Origin of the sequence: Komagataeibacter rhaeticus, from assembly GCF_011611525.1 — a bacterium.
Classification (GTDB): domain Bacteria; phylum Pseudomonadota; class Alphaproteobacteria; order Acetobacterales; family Acetobacteraceae; genus Komagataeibacter; species Komagataeibacter rhaeticus.
Genome location: NZ_CP050139.1, coordinates 3,094,211 through 3,109,836 on the forward strand (window position 1 = coordinate 3,094,211; position 15,626 = coordinate 3,109,836).

The window sequence follows — 15,626 nt, forward strand, 5'->3', positions numbered from 1 at the left end:
GCGTTCCCTTACAGGATCGCGGCACCCCGGGCGATAGCGGCGACACCCGTGCGCGAGACCTCGGCCAGGCCAAGGGGACGCATGAGGTCGATAAAGGCATCAAGCTTGTCGGTCGCACCCGTCAGCTCAAAGACAAAGGACGTGGCCGAGGCATCGACCGGATGGGCACGGAAAGCCTGGGCAATGCGCAGCGCGTCGGCCCGGCGTTCCCCGCTGGCAATCACTTTTACCAGCGCCATCTCGCGCGCCACATGCGGGTCCTGCCCCGTCATGACCGATACGCGGTACACCGGCACCAGACGCGCCACCTGCGCGCGGATCTGCTCCAGCACATGCGGGGTGGCGGTGGTGACGATATTGATGCGCGACTGGCGGCGGGTCTCATCAACCGGGGCCACGGTCAGGCTCTCGATATTGTACCCACGACCGGAAAACAGGCCGATGACACGCGCCAGCGCACCACTTTCATTTTCGACCTGAATGGCAATGACCGCAGAGACCGGGCTCTCCTGCTGCGTGGTCATGATTGTGTTTCCTGACTGCTGAAGGCGCCACCGCGCGCACTGTCGCGGCACGGTGGCAGGAAAGGACAAGGGCATGCCGGCGGCATGCGCCGGGGCGGGATCAGACCAGCATGCGGCCTTCCGCGCTGATCTCGTCATCCTGCCCCGGACCCAGGATCATCTGGTTATGCGCCGCACCCGACGGGATCATGGGGTAGCAGTTCTCATCCTGCGCAACGCAGATGTCAGCCACCACCGGACCGGGATGGGCCAGCATTTCGGCAATCACGCCATCCAGTTCGCCCATGCAGGTCGCGCGCAGGCCACGGCCGTGGAAGCTTTCCGCCAGTTTGACGAAATCGGGCAGGGCCGCGCTGTAGCTTTCGGAATAGCGCGATTCATGCAGCAGTTCCTGCCACTGGCGCACCATGCCCATATACTGGTTGTTCAGGATGAACACCTTAACCGGCAGGCGGTACTGCGCGATGGTGGACAGTTCCTGGATGTTCATGAGCGTGGAGGCTTCGCCCGCAATGTCGATCACCAGCGCATCGGGGTGGGCAACCTGCGCGCCAACGGCGGCGGGCAGGCCATAGCCCATGGTGCCCAGGCCACCCGAGGTCAGCCAGCGGTTGGGCTTGTCGAAGCCGAAATGCTGGGCGGCCCACATCTGGTGCTGGCCCACCTCGGTCGAGACATAGGTGTCACGCCCGGTGGCGGTGGCCAGTTCATGCAGGCGCCGGATGGCGTATTGCGGGCGGATGATGGCATCCGGCGCCATGTCCTGCACGAAGCCAAGGCTGTCACGCGCACGCCATTCGTTGATCTGGTGCCACCACTGCGCCATGTCGATCGGCTGGCGGGTGTTGGCGGGGGTGCAGTCCCACTCCTCCAGCATCATCTCGATCACGCGACGCGCGTCCCCCACGATTCCCACATCAACCGGCACGATCTTGTTGATCTGGCTGGGGTCGATATCGGCATGGATCTTGAACGACGTGGGAGAAAACGCATCCAGCCGCCCGGTCACCCGGTCATCAAAGCGCGAACCGAGCGCGATCAGCACGTCACAGCCATGGGTGGCCATGTTGGCCTCGTACGTGCCGTGCATGCCCAGCATGCCCAGGAAACGGCGGTCACCCGCAGGCATCGACCCCAGCCCCATGAGGGTGGAAGTGCAGGGGAAGCCGGTCTTTTCCACCAGGCGGCGCAGGGCGGCGGATGCCTCCGGCCCGGCATTGATGATGCCGCCGCCGGTATAGAACAGCGGCCTGCGCGCGCCCTTCATGGCGGCCACGGCGCGCGAGATCGCATCGCGCCCCGGTTCGGTCTGCGGCTGGTAGGACGGGTGCGGCGCGCGGGCCGGCGCGACATAGGGCGCGGGACCGACCATCAGGTTCTTGGGCAGGTCGACCAGCACCGGACCGGGGCGGCCACTGCGCGCGATATGAAAGGCTTCGTGCACGCTGGGCGCGATCTCGTCCGCACGGCGCACAAGGTAGTTGTACTTCGTGGCGGGCCGGGTGATGCCGGTGGTGTCGGCTTCCTGAAAGGCATCGGTGCCGATCAGCGGCACGCCCACCTGCCCGGAGAAGCAGACCACGGGAATCGAGTCGAGCATGGCATCCAGCAGCCCGGTCACCGTGTTGGTGGCGCCGGGGCCGCTTGTCACCAGCACCACGCCCACCCTGCCGGTGGAACGGGCATAGGCTTCCGCCGCATGCACGGCCGCCTGCTCATGGCGGACCAGAACGTGGCGAATCGCATTCTGGCGGAACAGCGCATCATAAATGGGCAGTACCGCGCCACCGGGATAGCCGAATATGACCTCGACCCCCTGCTCGCCCAATACGCGCAGAAGGACCTCGGCACCGCTCTGAACAACGGGCGTGTCCGTGCCGGTGGCATGAGGTTTCAGGTCGGTCTGGTGCGATGCTGCGTTCATGTTCCTGCTCCTTCGCCGTGGCGGCCGCAACAGCCGGCCTGCCATTACAGGCGAAATCCCGCGCCGGGTTTACGGAAAGCCTTGGCCCGCGTCAATGCAGTTAATAACAAAAGAAATGATTTTATTGTCACATCTTTCCATTTGTTGCGCATCCGGGCAATTTTCAAAGCGTTTTTCATATACATATGTGGCGGCAGGTGCCGCCAGCGCATGATGGGCGAACCATGTGGCCTGGCGCTTCGTGTACTGCCCGGTCAGCGTGATCGCCCGCGCCGTGGCATCCGCCAGCGTCATGCCGCCCCGCAGCACGGCCGCCAGTTCGGGCACGCCATGGGCGCGCATGGCGGGCAGGTCCGGCGGCAGGCCCTGTTCCAGCAGATGGGCGACTTCCGCCATCGCGCCCTGTTCCACCATGGCGTGGAAGCGCCGCGCTATGGCGGCCCGCAGCATGTCACGCGGCGGGTGCAGCCTGACGGCAATGAAGCGGGCGGCAAGGGGTGGCAGCACCGCCTCGCGCCGCCACCACGCCAGTCCGTGGCCGGTGGCCAGACGGACCTCCAGCGCGCGGGCAATGCGCTGGCCATCGGCGGGGCGCAGGGTGGAAGCCGTCTCGGCATCCAGTTCATGGAGTTCCGCATGCGCCCCCTCCGGCCCAAGCCGGGCCACCATGGCGCGGGCCTGTGCGCGAATGGCATCGGGCGGCTGGGGAATATCGGCCAGCCCATCGGTCAGGGCGCGGAAATACATGCCCGTCCCACCGCAGAACACCGGCACGCGCCCCGCATCCCACGCCGCCTGCGCGCATGCCATGGCCTGTTCGCGCCACCAGGCCACGCTGCCGGTCCGTGCCGCGGGCAGCACGCCATACAGCGCATGCGGCACACAGGCTTCATCGCACGGGCCGGGGCGGGCGGTCAGGATGCGCAGTTCGCGGTAGACCTGCATCGAATCCGCATTGATGATGGTACCCCCCACCCGCCGGGCCAGCGCCAGCGCAAGCGCGGACTTGCCCGAACAGGTCGGACCCGCCACGATCAGCGCCACGCGCCCCTGCCCCACGGACGGGGGCGTCTGTGCACCAACCCAGTTGTAACCGGACCCCATGCCTGATTCCCCTTCCCTGACCCATACCCTTGTACTGGTGGCGACACGTGACGCCACATCCCTTACCCCGGTCGATATCGAGGTCGCGCGCGACCTGGTGCGGGGTGCTGCCCCCGTCACCCTTTCGGAAGGGGAAGCCGTCGAGATCGCCTGCCCGGCACCCGAAACATGGGACAGCCCCGGTATCGGGTCCGTACGCGCGGCCCTTGCCGAACGGGCGCTGGATGTGCTGGTAACCCCCGCCCACAACCGCCGCAAGCGCCTGCTGGTGGCGGACATGGACAGCACCATCGTCAACTGCGAAACGCTGGATGATATCGCGGCCCATGCCGGGATTGGCGAGAAGATTGCCGAGATCACGCGCCGGTCCATGAACGGGGAGATCGAATTCGAATCCGCCCTGCATGAACGCGTGGCCCTGCTGGCCGGCCGGCCTGTCAGCCTGCTGGAGCGGGCATGGCAGGACGTGAAGCTGAACACCGGCGCGCTGGAACTGGTGCGCACCATGCGGGCCAATGGCGCACGTACCGCACTTGTCTCGGGCGGGTTCACGTTCTTTACCCGCAAGGTTGCGGCCCGGTGCGGCTTTGATGAAAACCACGCCAACACCCTGCTCACCCGGGGTGATACGCTGACGGGCGGGGTGGGCGAACCCATTTTAGGCCCGGACGCCAAGCTGGCCCACCTGAAGCGGCTGGTGAAGGAAGAAATGCTGGATATGGATGACGCCATGGCCACGGGCGATGGCGCAAACGACCTGGCCATGCTGCGCGTGGCGGGCGCGGGCATCGCCTTCCATGCCAAGCCCGCTGTCCGGCGCGAGATAGGCAATCAGGTCAATCATACCACCCTGCGCACCCTGCTGTTCGCCCAGGGCTACCGGGCGGACGAATTCGTTACAGGGTAGGCGCGCCCCCCGTGGCGGCCGTGCCCGCGGGCTGGGCACGGCTGTCCTGGGCCTCGATGAACACGCGGGTCACTTCGGGATAGGCCTGCTTGATCTGGCGCTCCAGCGCGCTGACCACGATCTCCACCTGTCCCGCCGTCAGGTCGTTGCGGAAATCGAGGCTGATTACCACCAGCACGTCACGCGGGCCGAAATGCATGGAACGGATTTCATTGATCCGCTCCACCCCCTGTGCCGCCAGCGCCATGCGGCGCAGCGCGGCCAGCACCTCCGGCGCAACGCCTTCCCCCGTCAGCAGGGACTGGGATTCGCGCGCAAGGAACGTTGCCGTCACCGCCAGGATACAGGCAATCACGATGGAGGCCACGCCATCAAGCACCGGCATGTCCAGCACCTCGGACAGGATATTGCCCACCAGCGCCACGGCCAGGCCGCCCAGCGCCGCCGTATCCTCGAACAGGACGGTAAAGACGGTGGGGTCCTTGCTCATCTGCACGGCTTCCACCCAGCCGCGCCTGCCCTTGCCCTCCTTGCGGAAGGCCCGCAGGGCCAGCAGCCAGACCGATCCCTCGAACACGATGCTGGCCACAAGCACGGCATAATTGACCAGTACGTGCGCGACGGGCTGCGGATGGATGATGTGGATGATCCCTTCATAAAGCGAGACCCCCGCCCCCAGACCGAAAATGAGCAGGGCAACCACGAAGGTCCAGAAATACAGCTCCAGCCCATGGCCAAACGGATGCGAGGCGGTGGCCGGACGTATGGCACGCCGCATGCCGACCAGCAGCAGCCCCTGGTTGCCGGTATCGATCAGGGAATGGATGGCCTCGCTCAGCATCGAGGCGCTGCCGGTCAGGAAGGCCGCGCCGAACTTGGTGGCGGCCACAAGCAGGTTGCCGGCCAGGGCCGCGAAGATGACGGTGCGGGAAGATGAGGAATGTGCCATTGGTTTTTCAGTACGAGATCTGCCCCCATCCTATCGCCCGCCCACCCGTTTTAACAGGCCGCGCGCACGGGTCGTGCCGGTTGCGGGCGTGGGGGCGGCTGTCCTATGGTCGGCGGGAATCATCCATGGAGTACCTGCCCTGATGCGCACCACTGTCATCCAGATGGCGCCCGGCGCATCCGCGCCCGAAAACATGCAGCATGCCCGCGCGCTGATTACGGCCGCGGTCAGGGCGGACAGGCCCGACCTTGTCATCCTGCCCGAGATGTGGAGCTGCCTGGGCGGGACACGGGACATGAAATTCGCCGCCGCCGAAACCCTGCCCGGCCCCGATGGCATGGGGGAGGCCGGGCCGCTGTACAGCTTCCTGTCCGGCATGGCGCGCACGCATGGCATCATCCTTCATGGCGGCTCAATCGGTGAACGGCATGGTGACAGGCTGTTCAACACATCGCTGGTGTTTGATGCCCATGGCCATGAGCGCGCGCGCTACCGCAAGATTCACCTGTTCGATGTCACGACCCCCGGTGGCGAGGGCTATCGGGAGAGTGATACCTACGAACCCGGCTCCGACATCGTGACCGTCCCGCTTTCCGCCAGCATGACGGCGGGGCTGGCCATCTGCTACGACATCCGCTTTCCCGCCCTGTTCCACGCCCTGCGCGCACGCGGGGCCAACATGCTTCTGGTCCCCGCCGCCTTTACGGTCGAGACCGGCCTTGCCCACTGGGAGACCCTGCTGCGCGCGCGCGCGATCGAGACCCAGTGCTGGATGGTCGCCTGCGGCACCACCGGCACCCATATGGATGAAAACGGCCAGAAGCGGCGCACCTATGGCCATTCCATGATCATCGACCCATGGGGCACCATCGTGGCCCAGGTCTCGGACGGGCCGGGCTGGAGCACGGCGCGCCTTGAACGCGACGTGGTGGAAACCATACGCGGGCGCATGCCGGTCATGGCGCATCATCGCCTGTCCATCCACACACCATGACCGAGATGTCGTACCCCGGCTGGGCCGATGGGTACATTCCCGACAGGCTGCATTTCTGCGCCGCGCCGAACGAGAGCGCCCAGCTCTGGCTGGCCCGGCTGGTGACGCAGTATGGGCAGTACCCCGCATCGGATGCCGATGCCATGGTCTGCCTGGGCGGGGACGGCTTCATGCTGGAAATGCTCCATACCACGCTGGAGCGCACGCTGCCGGTCTATGGCATCAACTGTGGCACGGTCGGCTTCCTGATGAACCCCGCCGTGCCCGACAACCTGCCCGAACGCCTGGCGGCGGCCCAGGTGGCGATCCTGCACCCGCTGCGCATGGAGGCCACGACACGCGATGGCGGCTGCATCCATGCGCTGGCGCTCAATGACGTGTTCCTGTTCCGCCAGACAAGGCAGGCCGCGAAAATCCGAATCAATGTGGATGGGCGCGTGCGCCTGCCCGAACTGATATGCGACGGGGTGCTGATCTCCACCCCCGCGGGCTCCACCGCGTACAACCTGTCCGCCCACGGCCCGATCGTGCCGCTTTCGGCCAACCTGCTGCCGCTGACCCCCATCAGCGCCTTCCGCCCGCGCCGGTGGCGGGGGGCACTGCTGCCCTCCACGGCACAGGTGCGCTTTGACATACTGGAAACCGACAAGCGCCCCGTCGCCGCCGTGGCCGACTTTACCGAGGTGCGTGATGTGGTTTCCGTGAAAATAACCGAAGCGCGCGAACTCCACACCACCGTGCTGTTCGACCCCGGGCAGAGCCTGTCCGAACGGATCATTGCCGAACAGTTCACCGCCTGAACGCAAACGATCAAGAGTTTTTGGTGAAGCTTTTTTCAAAAAGCTTCGAAAGACACCGCCTTTTTGAAAAAAGGCGGCACCCAAGAACTTCTATTCCCTTTTATTTTCAGGCCGGGACCAATCGGTGCAGGCTGGCGCCATGGGTGTGCAGCCATTTCTCGGCCTGGCGGCGGTGGGGGGTCAGTTCATCAACCAGCAGCCAGAAATCCGGCCCGTGGTTCATGTGGCGCAGATGGGCAAGTTCATGGGCAATGATGTAGTGCTGGACTTCACGCGGGGCCATGACCAGCCGCCAGCACAGCATGATGGTGCCATCGGATGAACAGCTTCCCCACCGGCTTTTCGTATCGCGCAGCCTGACCTGCGTGGGTCGCAGGCCCGCCTGCCCGGCCTGTATGCCCAGCCGGGCGGGCAGGAGTAGCTGCGCCTGCGCGCGCAGGTAGGCGCCCACACGGCGGGCGATGAAGTCCTGTTCGCCGCTGACATGCAGCCTGCCATCCTCCAGCCACACGCCCCGACGGGCTTCGGGCGCGTGGTGGATCTCCAGTGCCGCGCCGTCCAGCAGCACCCTGCCGCCGTGGCGCAGTTCGGCCACGGGCGGCAGGCGCGACAGGCCCGCCACGACCCAGGCGGAATGCGCGCGCAGCAGCGCCAGTCCATCCGCCCTGCGTGCGCCACGCGGCAGGGTGATGATGACATGGCCACTGCGCGGATCGATGCGCATGGAAATCCGCCGTGCCTGCCGCGAGGGGCGCCAGCACACCGTAACCGTGCCCGATGCGATGGGTACGGTTTCCAGCGTGCTGTCACCCGTATCTGTCGCCATCAGCGCCGCCGGGGGCGCGTGCGGCAGAACGCCCCCCTGGGCGCTTCACCCGGCCAGTCGATCACATGGTCCTCCAGCATGCCGGCATGGCGTTCGCTGATCACCCGGCCACTGACGGATATGCCCGCCTCATGCACCGTCTCGGGCGTGCCGGACACCAGCGGGTGCCACCAGGGCAGCGGCTCCCCATCACGCAGCAGCACATAGCCGCAGGTGGGGGGAAGCCAGTCGATATCGGCCAGCCTGTCCGCCGTCAGCGTGATGCAGTCCTGCACCCGGCTCTGGCGGTGGGCGTAATCGCTGCACTGGCAGGTTTCGGTATCCAGCAGGCGACAGGCGACATCGGTGAACAGCACGTCATCGGTCTCGTCCTCGCGCAGTTTGTGCAGGCAGCACCGGCCGCAGCCGTCACACACCGATTCCCATTGCGCGCGGGTCATCTGGTCAAGCGGTGTCGTTTCCCAGAAGGGTCGGGTCTTGTCTGTCATGATCGTGGTCCTGACGTGTACACCAAGTAAAGAGAGTCTATGGCCATGAAGCCGCCGCCATGGCGCACAGCGTGACCATGATGGCGCAGCCGGCGGCCACACCCGCAAGCGGCCAGCCCAGAAGCGGCAGCCACAAAAGGCGCAGCCGCGCCTGCGCATCCGCGCCCAGCCCGCAGGCCGTGCGCGACAGGGTGGGGGGAATGCGCCGCAATGCGCACAGCAGCGGCCACATGGCGGCTGGTGCCAGAAGCACGCCCTGTATCATGCATCCCGCAACCGTGGCCCCCTTTGCAAGACCTGGCCACCATACCGCCAGCACCAGACCCGGCAGCATGCAGGCCAGCAGCAGCCCGCGCAGGAGCACGCACTGCGCCGGCCATGTGCCGCGCAGCATGGCATGCGCCCACAGCACCAGCAGGCTGGCCAGTACCAGCCCCAGCAGGACGCAGGCGCCATCCACCCCCAGCAGGCCCGCGGGATGCCCCGTCAGGACCGGCATCATCAGCCAGCCCCCCGCAGCCAGATGTCGAAACGGCGCGACAGGGTGGTGTAATGCCCCTGCCAGAACTGCACATCCACGGGCAGGACCCTGGCGGGATGTCCCGCATCCGGGCCGGGTGGCGCCCCATAGCGGGCCATGAAGGCCGCCTGCCTGTCGGGCTGCACGATAAAATGCAGCAGATCACGCGACTGGCCCAGCCGGGCCGCCGGCTGCCCGGCCACCACACCCCATGACAGGCCATAGGACAGGGCCATGTCCGCGCTCACGCCAATCGCCTGCCCGCCATGCGCGGGCAGCATCATGACCGCGTCACGGGGGGCGCTGCTCATCAGCACCTGCCCGCGCGCCAGGATGCTGGCGGCCTGCGCGGGGGTGGACCACCATGTTATGTAGGGCCGCAGCTGGCTCAGCTTGCGGAATGCGCGCTCCACCCCCGCATCGGTGGCAAGCTGGGCATAGACATCTTCCGGGGGCACGCCATCGGCCATCAGCGCGATTTCCAGCGTGGTGCGCGGATCACGGCGCAGGCCGCGCTTGCCGGGAAAGCGCACGACATCCCAGAAATCGCCCCAGCGTGGCGCCATCTGCCGCCATGCCTGGTCCCACGCCACGACCACCTGCGTGGTCAGGCCCGGCACGCCACAGCCATCGGGGTTGGCGGTACTGCCCGCCAGGTGCACGACCAGCCCCGCCATGCAGGCAGCACGGATGGCGCTGTCTTCCGCAAGGACCAGCGACCATGTGCCCCCCGTTCCCGCATGCAGGCCGTGATGGTCCAGTTCGGGCAGGCCGCCATTCCATGTCCGGTGCATGACCGCCACCCCCGACTGACGGGAAAAGGGCTGGAAAAAGGCGTCATCCTGCACCTGTTCCAGATGCGACTCCACACTGGCCACGACAAGGGCGGCCCGGTGCTGCCGTGTCCGTGTCGCACCCTGCGCGCCGGGGCGGGGCGCCACGGACAGCATGACCATGGCGGCAAGCAGGCAGGACAGGACGGAACGGACAGGGCTGCGGGGCGCGGGCTGGGACACGGGGAAGAAACAGTCTTTCTGGCAGGGGCGGAAGAATGGCCGGACGCTACCCCATTTCGCCCCGGAACGGAAAGGCAATTGCCTGCCCCGGCTGCCATGCCAGCAGCGCCACCTGCCCCGGCATCACGCGCTGCAGGGCGGGCGTGGGCGGCCTGCGCGCCAGCAGTTCCTCGCCATTCGCCAGGCGGAAACGCAGCAGCACATGGTCGCCCATCTGCCGCAGGTCGGTCAGCGTCGCCTCCAGCAGGGGCGGCGCATCCGGATCATCGGCCACGATCCCGGCACGGGTGGGAAACAGGACCGCAATCCGGTCGGGGCGGATGCACAGCGTGGCCAGCCGGTCGGCCACCACACCGGGCGCGGCCATGGCCTCGACCGGCAGGCCACCGGGCAGATGGGCGCGGGCCACGTCCTCCTCCACCCGCGCCACGCGCACCGTCAGGCTGTTGGCATGGCCAAAGCCGGTGGCCACCCGGTCACAGGCCGGGCGTTCGAACAGGTCCAGCGCCGTGCCCTGCTGCATGATTTCCATGCCGGCCATATAGGCAACCGTATCACCCAGCAGCAGCGCATCCTCACGCGCGCGGGTCAGCAGCACGACGCACAGCCCGCGTGCGCGCACCAGCCGCGCCACAAGGCGGCGCATGGCCGCGCGGGACACGGGGGGAAGCGGGGTGAAGGGGTCCTCCAGCACCAGCACGGGCGGCTCGAACACCAGGGCGCGCCCGATCATGACACGCAGCGCCTGTTCGGGTTCAAGGCGTGCGGGACGCGCGTGTTCCAGCCCGTCCAGCCCCAGCAGCGCGAGAATGGCGCGTACCCGTGCCGCCACCGCCTGCGACTCCATCCCCCGCGCCCGCAGCCCGAATGCCAGATTGGCCGCGACCGTCATGTGCGCAAAAAGCGGGTCCCGCCACCCCACCACGGCGCAGGGGCGGCGGCCGGCGGGCAGGCCGGTCACATCCCGCCCATCCACCATGACCTGCCCCGCCACGGCCGCCACATGGCCCGCCAGCACGTCCGCCAGCATGGAAAGACAGGCCGCGCCATCATTCACGACAGCCAGACAGGTGCCCGCCCCGGCACGCAGGGACACCACCGGCGCGCCGGGCACGATCCCGAGCGCGTTGACAACCAGCCGAGAGGAGAAAGGAGACATGCGATAACAGAAACCTGACTGGGGGGATAACGCGTTATAAGCAATGGTTACCTCCTTACCAGAGGATTATCCGCACCTTACCCCGTAAAGGATACGATCATGAGCAAGACCGATTCCATCAAGCACGTCACCCATGAAGACCTGCAGGCCCTGAAAACCCATATCGAGAACCTGCTCCACACGCATGGCAAGCAGGCCCTGCATGACGTGGCCAGCAAGGCCGAGAAGCTGGCGGGCCAGGCCCGTGAAAGCCTGGAGGAACAGGCCCCGAAGAAAGGCGGCTCACGCGGTCGTTCGCTGGTGGCTATCGCCATTTTCTCGGCAATCGGGTATTTTCTTGGCCGTGCAACGAAATAAGGCGATATAGCCTGCTGCAACCAGAGGATATGCGAGCATCATGAAAATAGGCGAACTCGGTAAAACCATCATCGAAGGGGAACTGACCCTACGCAAACTGATGGCGATCCGTCTTGGGCGTCAGGCCGCGTTCCTGGTTGTGGCAGCAGTATTCGCCTTTTTTGCCGCCATTTCCGGCCATGGGCTGCTCTGGGCGCTGTGTTACCAGACATTCGGCTTCAGCGCCCTTGGCTCGGCGGCGGCGGTGTTCGGCCTTGACGTGCTGATCGTGCTGATGGGGCTGGTCATGGGGCGGCGTTCCTACATGACACCGGAAGAAATCAAGGTACGATTCGCACGCGAACATGCCATGAATGAACTGCGGCAGAACCTGGCCCTGTCGGCCGTTGCCGCCACGATGGCAGGCCCGCTGACCCGCCATACCGGCCGGGCGATCTGGAACCTGTTCCGCGGCCGGGGCAAATAAGGCCCGCGGCCCTTCCGAAGCCACCTGTCTGGTGATGATCCACGTCATTGCCAGATAGTATCCATGCTGAAATTGCATTGGCTCACATTGTCGTTTTCTGGAAACGTGCAGCTTGTGAATATACTAAGCACGCAAATGGTTTGCATGCTTAATACCTGTATATCCCCGCTGGCGGAACAGAATGCCCGATCTGGAGCGCAACGAGAAGGAACTGTCATTTGGTCGTCGCCTCGCCCGGCTTGGAGCCGCATGGCGCAGGCAGGTCGACCATGACCTGCGCGACTATGGGCTGACCGAAGCCACATGGCGGCCTGTCCTGTATCTGGGCCTGCTGCCGCCGCCCGTGCGCCAGACCGATCTTGTACGTGCCCTTGAAATCGAAGCCCCATCCGTAGCCCGCCTGCTTGATGTACTTGAACGCCGCGACTTGGTGTTCCGTTCCCCCGACCGTGAAGACAAACGCTCCAAGCTGGTCAGCCTGACGGAAAAAGGCGAATGGACCGCACGCCAGGTCCGTCACGCGGTGGAAGCCGTGTCCAGCCGCCTGCTGCATGGCATCTCCACGCCTGAACTGCTGGCCTGCTATTCCGTATTCGAACGGATCGAGGCCAATCTGTGCGGCAGGCCAGCCCCCCACGCCCGCGGTCCGGGCCAGCCATGAACAACAGACCCGTATCCTTCCCCTTCTGGCAGGCGGGCGCCCCAGTCACCGGGTGCCAGCATTTTGCCGGCACGGGTGTGGCATCTTTGCAGTTCGGGTCCTTTGCCGGTTTCTTCATGGCACATGGTCCGCTACAGATAGCGCCGGACAGGTGCGGCGCCCGCACCGGCCTGCCCGCGCCTGCTTCCCCTTCAACGGGACCGTTCGGAATGAGAACCGCCTGATGCTGAGCGAATTCAACCTATTCGGTGTCTTCATGGCACCGATTGTCGTCTATGCCGTGGCCGCCCTGCCTGTCACCATGCTGCTGCGTTCGCTGCTGTGGTGGTGCGGTGTAATGAAATGGTTCTGGCATCTCGCCCTGTTCGAGGTTGCGCTATACACTTGCGTCCTCTGCCTGATGATCCTGTACATCTGACTGTCCCAAAAAGGTTCGAGAATCCCCATGCCCCTCCTGCGCACCCTGATCCGTGTGGTCCTGACCCTGGCGGTCGTGACGATGGCCATCGTCATGGGCGTCACCTTATGGGACACCTACATGATTGCCCCGTGGACACGTGACGGACGTGTCCGTGTCTATGTGGTTGACGTGGCGCCGGAAGTCTCGGGCACGGTGGTGCAGCTGCCCGTGGTCGACAACCAGTTCGTGCACCGGGGCGACCCGCTGTTCGTGCTTGACCCGGTGCGCTTCCGCCTGGCGATCCGTGAGGCGCAGGCCCGGCTGGATGGCGCGCTGGAGGACCTGAAGCTCAAGCAGAACGATGCACGCCGCCGTATGGGGCTGGGTGGCATCGTGTCGGCCGAAGAGCAGGAGGTCTTCAACTCGAACGTGGCAACCCAGATCGCATCGGTCGATGCGGCGCGCGCGGCACTCGACCTTGCCAAGCTGAACCTGCAGCGCTCCATCCTGTATTCCCCCGTCAATGGCAACATCACCAACCTCAACCTGCGGGTGGGTGACTACGTGACCGAGGGCCATGCCCGGCTTGCGGTGATCGACGCCGATTCGTACTGGGTGAACGGCTACTTCGAGGAAACGAAGATGTGGGGCGTGCATGTGGGGGATGAGGCACGCGTCAAGCTGATGGGTTACAAGGACATCCTGCCCGGCCATGTGGTCAGCATCGCGCGCGGCATCAATGACCAGAATGGCAAGCCCGACGGCCTGGGGCTGCAGGATGTCAGCCCGATCTTCACATGGGTGCGGCTGGCGCAGCGTATCCCGGTGCGCATCCATCTCGACCATGTGCCGGACAGCGTGACGCTGGCGGCCGGCATGACCGCAACCATAAGCGTGGGCCCCCAGTCCCGTACCCAACGCGGCCGTCTGACGACATGGCTGCAAGACCACCTGTAAGGCGCGGGCACGATCATGAACATCAACTCAGTTACCCGCCGGACCGGCCTGCTGCTGACATCGGCCATCTTCCTGGCCGGTTGCACGGTGGGGCCGCGTTACCAGCCCGACCGGATGAAGCCACCAGCCAAGTTTACCGAGGATGACCACGCCGCCACCCCCGAGGAAATCGAGGAAACCAACAAGGAACTGAAACAGTGGTGGCACCTGTTCAGGGACCCCGAGCTTGACAAGCTGATCGACAAGGCGATTGCGGGCAACTACAACCTGCAGGTGGCGGGCCAGCGGATCATGGCGGAACGCGCCATTCGTGATGTGCAGGCATCGCAGTGGTATCCGCAGGTGGATGCACAGGCTGCCGCCGGTGACGTGCGGTATTCGATCAATATCGACAACTGGCCGCTGCGCCCCGGCAATCCGGTCAACCATCCCGAAGCATCCTATCTTGGCTACGGATTCAGCGCGAGCTGGCAGATTGACGTGTTCGGCCGCATCCGCCGCAGCGTGGAAGCCCAGAACCGCGCGGTGGAGGAATCGATCGAGGACCGCCGCGCCGTAATGGTGATGATGCTGTCCGAACTGGCCAGCGACTACATGATGCTGCGCGACCAGCAGCTGCGGCTGACCATTGCCAACAACAACATCCATGTGGCGCAGGATGCCTATGACCTGACCAACCGGCTGTACCTGGAAGGTGTGGGCAACACCATGCAGATCGCGCAGGCCAAGGCGGAGCTGGATTCACAGACCGCCGCGCGCGAACCGCTGAAAACCCATATTTCCCAGATCACCCACGCCATTGACGTGCTGATGGGGCAGATGCCCGGCACGTCGGAACTGGAACTGAAGGTGGCCAAGCCGCTGCCGCCGGTGCCGGAATTCCCGTCCACCCTGCCGTCCATGGTCATTGCCAACCGGCCTGACATCCGCAAGGCCGAACGGACCTATGCCGAAGCCACGGCGCGGATTGGCGTGGCGGTGGCGCAGCTTTACCCGAACTTTACCATCCCGCTGAATTTCAACCCCAATGCATCGGCCCTGTATCAGGTGTTCCAGATGGGGGGCATGAGCTGGCAGTTCCTGATGATGGCGTCCCTGCCGCTCATGCATGGTGGCAAATACACCTCGCAGATCCGCATGGCGCAGGCGGCGGCCGAAGCCAGCCGCCTTGCGTACCGCCAGTCCGTTCTCAACGGCTTCAAGGAAGTCGAGGATGCGATGGCCGCATGGCATGATGACGAGGAACACACCGAACTGCTGGCCAAGGCGGCGGAAGACAGTGCCCTGGCCAGCGAGCGCGCGCGCAAGCTGTACGCGGCGGGTCTTGTCGGCTTCCTTGAAGTGCTGACCACCGAGCGCACGACCCTGAACGCCCAGAATGCCGAAGCGATGGCCCGGCTGGAGCGGCTGCAGGATGCGATCAACCTCTATACGGCACTGGGTGCGGGCTGGCAGGGTATTGCCCTGACCAATACGACGCTGCCGGTATCGCTTGAAAAACAGAACATGCTGGCGCGCGCGTTCCAGCAGTAACTTGCCCCTTCCGACCGGGTGGCTGGCACGTCCTGCTGGCA

General features: G+C 65.5%; 18 protein-coding genes. 9 read left to right on the forward strand and 9 right to left on the reverse strand.

Annotated features, from left to right (window positions below; all coding sequences use genetic code 11):
- Nucleotides 1-8 precede the first annotated feature (8 nt).
- The 3 genes from ilvN to miaA all read right to left on the reverse strand — a co-directional run bounded on the left by ilvN (nucleotide 9) and on the right by miaA (nucleotide 3,552).
- Entirely contained in the window at nucleotides 9-524 is a 516-nt protein-coding gene (gene ilvN, locus GWK63_RS14180; protein ID WP_034930953.1) for an acetolactate synthase small subunit, read from the reverse strand.
- A gap of 100 nt (nucleotides 525-624) precedes the next feature.
- On the reverse strand, nucleotides 625-2,448 hold the full coding sequence (gene ilvB, locus GWK63_RS14185) for a biosynthetic-type acetolactate synthase large subunit (protein WP_007397351.1): 1,824 nt from the start codon (nucleotides 2,446-2,448) through the stop codon (nucleotides 625-627).
- A gap of 69 nt (nucleotides 2,449-2,517) precedes the next feature.
- Nucleotides 2,518-3,552 (reverse strand): tRNA (adenosine(37)-N6)-dimethylallyltransferase MiaA, encoded by a 1,035-nt coding sequence (gene miaA, locus GWK63_RS14190; protein WP_039998560.1) that lies wholly within the window; start codon nucleotides 3,550-3,552, stop codon nucleotides 2,518-2,520.
- On the opposite strand from miaA, the gene serB reads away from it, so the two are divergent.
- Nucleotides 3,551-4,459, forward strand: coding sequence for a phosphoserine phosphatase SerB (serB, locus tag GWK63_RS14195; RefSeq protein WP_007397349.1), 909 nt, complete (start codon nucleotides 3,551-3,553; stop codon nucleotides 4,457-4,459). The two genes, miaA and serB, sit on opposite strands and share 2 nt — an antisense overlap.
- On the opposite strand, the gene GWK63_RS14200 is transcribed toward serB, so the two are convergent.
- A complete protein-coding gene (locus GWK63_RS14200) occupies nucleotides 4,449-5,408 on the reverse strand; it encodes a cation diffusion facilitator family transporter (RefSeq protein WP_007397348.1) in 960 nt (319 codons plus the stop codon). The genes serB and GWK63_RS14200 overlap by 11 nt on opposite strands.
- Nucleotides 5,409-5,550: 142 nt before the next feature.
- Here GWK63_RS14200 and GWK63_RS14205 point away from each other — a divergent pair, with 142 nt between their 5' ends.
- Both GWK63_RS14205 and GWK63_RS14210 read left to right on the forward strand, forming a co-directional pair.
- A complete protein-coding gene (locus tag GWK63_RS14205; protein ID WP_039998559.1) occupies nucleotides 5,551-6,402 on the forward strand; it encodes a carbon-nitrogen hydrolase family protein in 852 nt (283 codons plus the stop codon).
- Nucleotides 6,399-7,202: an NAD kinase gene (locus tag GWK63_RS14210; RefSeq protein WP_007397346.1), complete on the forward strand. Its 804-nt coding sequence runs from the start codon at nucleotides 6,399-6,401 to the stop codon at nucleotides 7,200-7,202. The genes GWK63_RS14205 and GWK63_RS14210 overlap by 4 nt, the downstream gene beginning before the upstream one ends.
- A gap of 106 nt (nucleotides 7,203-7,308) precedes the next feature.
- Here GWK63_RS14210 and GWK63_RS14215 read toward each other — a convergent pair whose 3' ends face one another.
- The 5 genes from GWK63_RS14215 to GWK63_RS14235 are packed head-to-tail and all read right to left on the reverse strand — an operon-like array spanning nucleotide 7,309 to nucleotide 11,211.
- Complete coding sequence (locus tag GWK63_RS14215) at nucleotides 7,309-8,028, reverse strand: M48 family metallopeptidase (protein ID WP_007397345.1); 720 nt, start codon at nucleotides 8,026-8,028, stop codon at nucleotides 7,309-7,311.
- Entirely contained in the window at nucleotides 8,028-8,516 is a 489-nt protein-coding gene (locus GWK63_RS14220) for a YcgN family cysteine cluster protein (RefSeq protein ID WP_007397344.1), read from the reverse strand. Before GWK63_RS14220 ends, GWK63_RS14215 begins: the two co-directional genes overlap by 1 nt.
- 37 nt (nucleotides 8,517-8,553) lie before the next feature.
- The gene (locus tag GWK63_RS14225) at nucleotides 8,554-9,018 is read right to left on the reverse strand and encodes a hypothetical protein (protein ID WP_007397343.1); all 465 of its coding nucleotides are present in this window, start codon (nucleotides 9,016-9,018) and stop codon (nucleotides 8,554-8,556) included.
- Entirely contained in the window at nucleotides 9,018-10,052 is a 1,035-nt protein-coding gene (locus tag GWK63_RS14230) for an extracellular solute-binding protein (RefSeq protein WP_007397342.1), read from the reverse strand. Before GWK63_RS14230 ends, GWK63_RS14225 begins: the two co-directional genes overlap by 1 nt.
- A gap of 46 nt (nucleotides 10,053-10,098) precedes the next feature.
- Nucleotides 10,099-11,211 (reverse strand): ABC transporter ATP-binding protein, encoded by a 1,113-nt coding sequence (locus GWK63_RS14235; RefSeq protein WP_007397341.1) that lies wholly within the window; start codon nucleotides 11,209-11,211, stop codon nucleotides 10,099-10,101.
- A 99-nt stretch (nucleotides 11,212-11,310) separates the two neighbouring features.
- Here GWK63_RS14235 and GWK63_RS14240 point away from each other — a divergent pair, with 99 nt between their 5' ends.
- The 6 genes from GWK63_RS14240 to GWK63_RS14265 all read left to right on the forward strand — a co-directional run bounded on the left by GWK63_RS14240 (nucleotide 11,311) and on the right by GWK63_RS14265 (nucleotide 15,585).
- A complete protein-coding gene (locus GWK63_RS14240) occupies nucleotides 11,311-11,568 on the forward strand; it encodes a hypothetical protein (protein WP_007397340.1) in 258 nt (85 codons plus the stop codon).
- 40 nt (nucleotides 11,569-11,608) lie between these two features.
- The gene (locus tag GWK63_RS14245) at nucleotides 11,609-12,034 is read left to right on the forward strand and encodes a hypothetical protein (protein WP_007397339.1); all 426 of its coding nucleotides are present in this window, start codon (nucleotides 11,609-11,611) and stop codon (nucleotides 12,032-12,034) included.
- A 181-nt stretch (nucleotides 12,035-12,215) separates the two neighbouring features.
- A complete protein-coding gene (locus tag GWK63_RS14250) occupies nucleotides 12,216-12,695 on the forward strand; it encodes a MarR family winged helix-turn-helix transcriptional regulator (RefSeq protein ID WP_007397338.1) in 480 nt (159 codons plus the stop codon).
- Between the two features lie 223 nt (nucleotides 12,696-12,918).
- Entirely contained in the window at nucleotides 12,919-13,113 is a 195-nt protein-coding gene (locus tag GWK63_RS14255) for a DUF1656 domain-containing protein (RefSeq protein WP_007397336.1), read from the forward strand.
- Between the two features lie 27 nt (nucleotides 13,114-13,140).
- Entirely contained in the window at nucleotides 13,141-14,052 is a 912-nt protein-coding gene (locus GWK63_RS14260; protein ID WP_007397335.1) for an HlyD family efflux transporter periplasmic adaptor subunit, read from the forward strand.
- A 15-nt stretch (nucleotides 14,053-14,067) separates the two neighbouring features.
- The gene (locus GWK63_RS14265; protein ID WP_007397334.1) at nucleotides 14,068-15,585 is read left to right on the forward strand and encodes an efflux transporter outer membrane subunit; all 1,518 of its coding nucleotides are present in this window, start codon (nucleotides 14,068-14,070) and stop codon (nucleotides 15,583-15,585) included.
- Nucleotides 15,586-15,626: the final 41 nt, after the last annotated feature.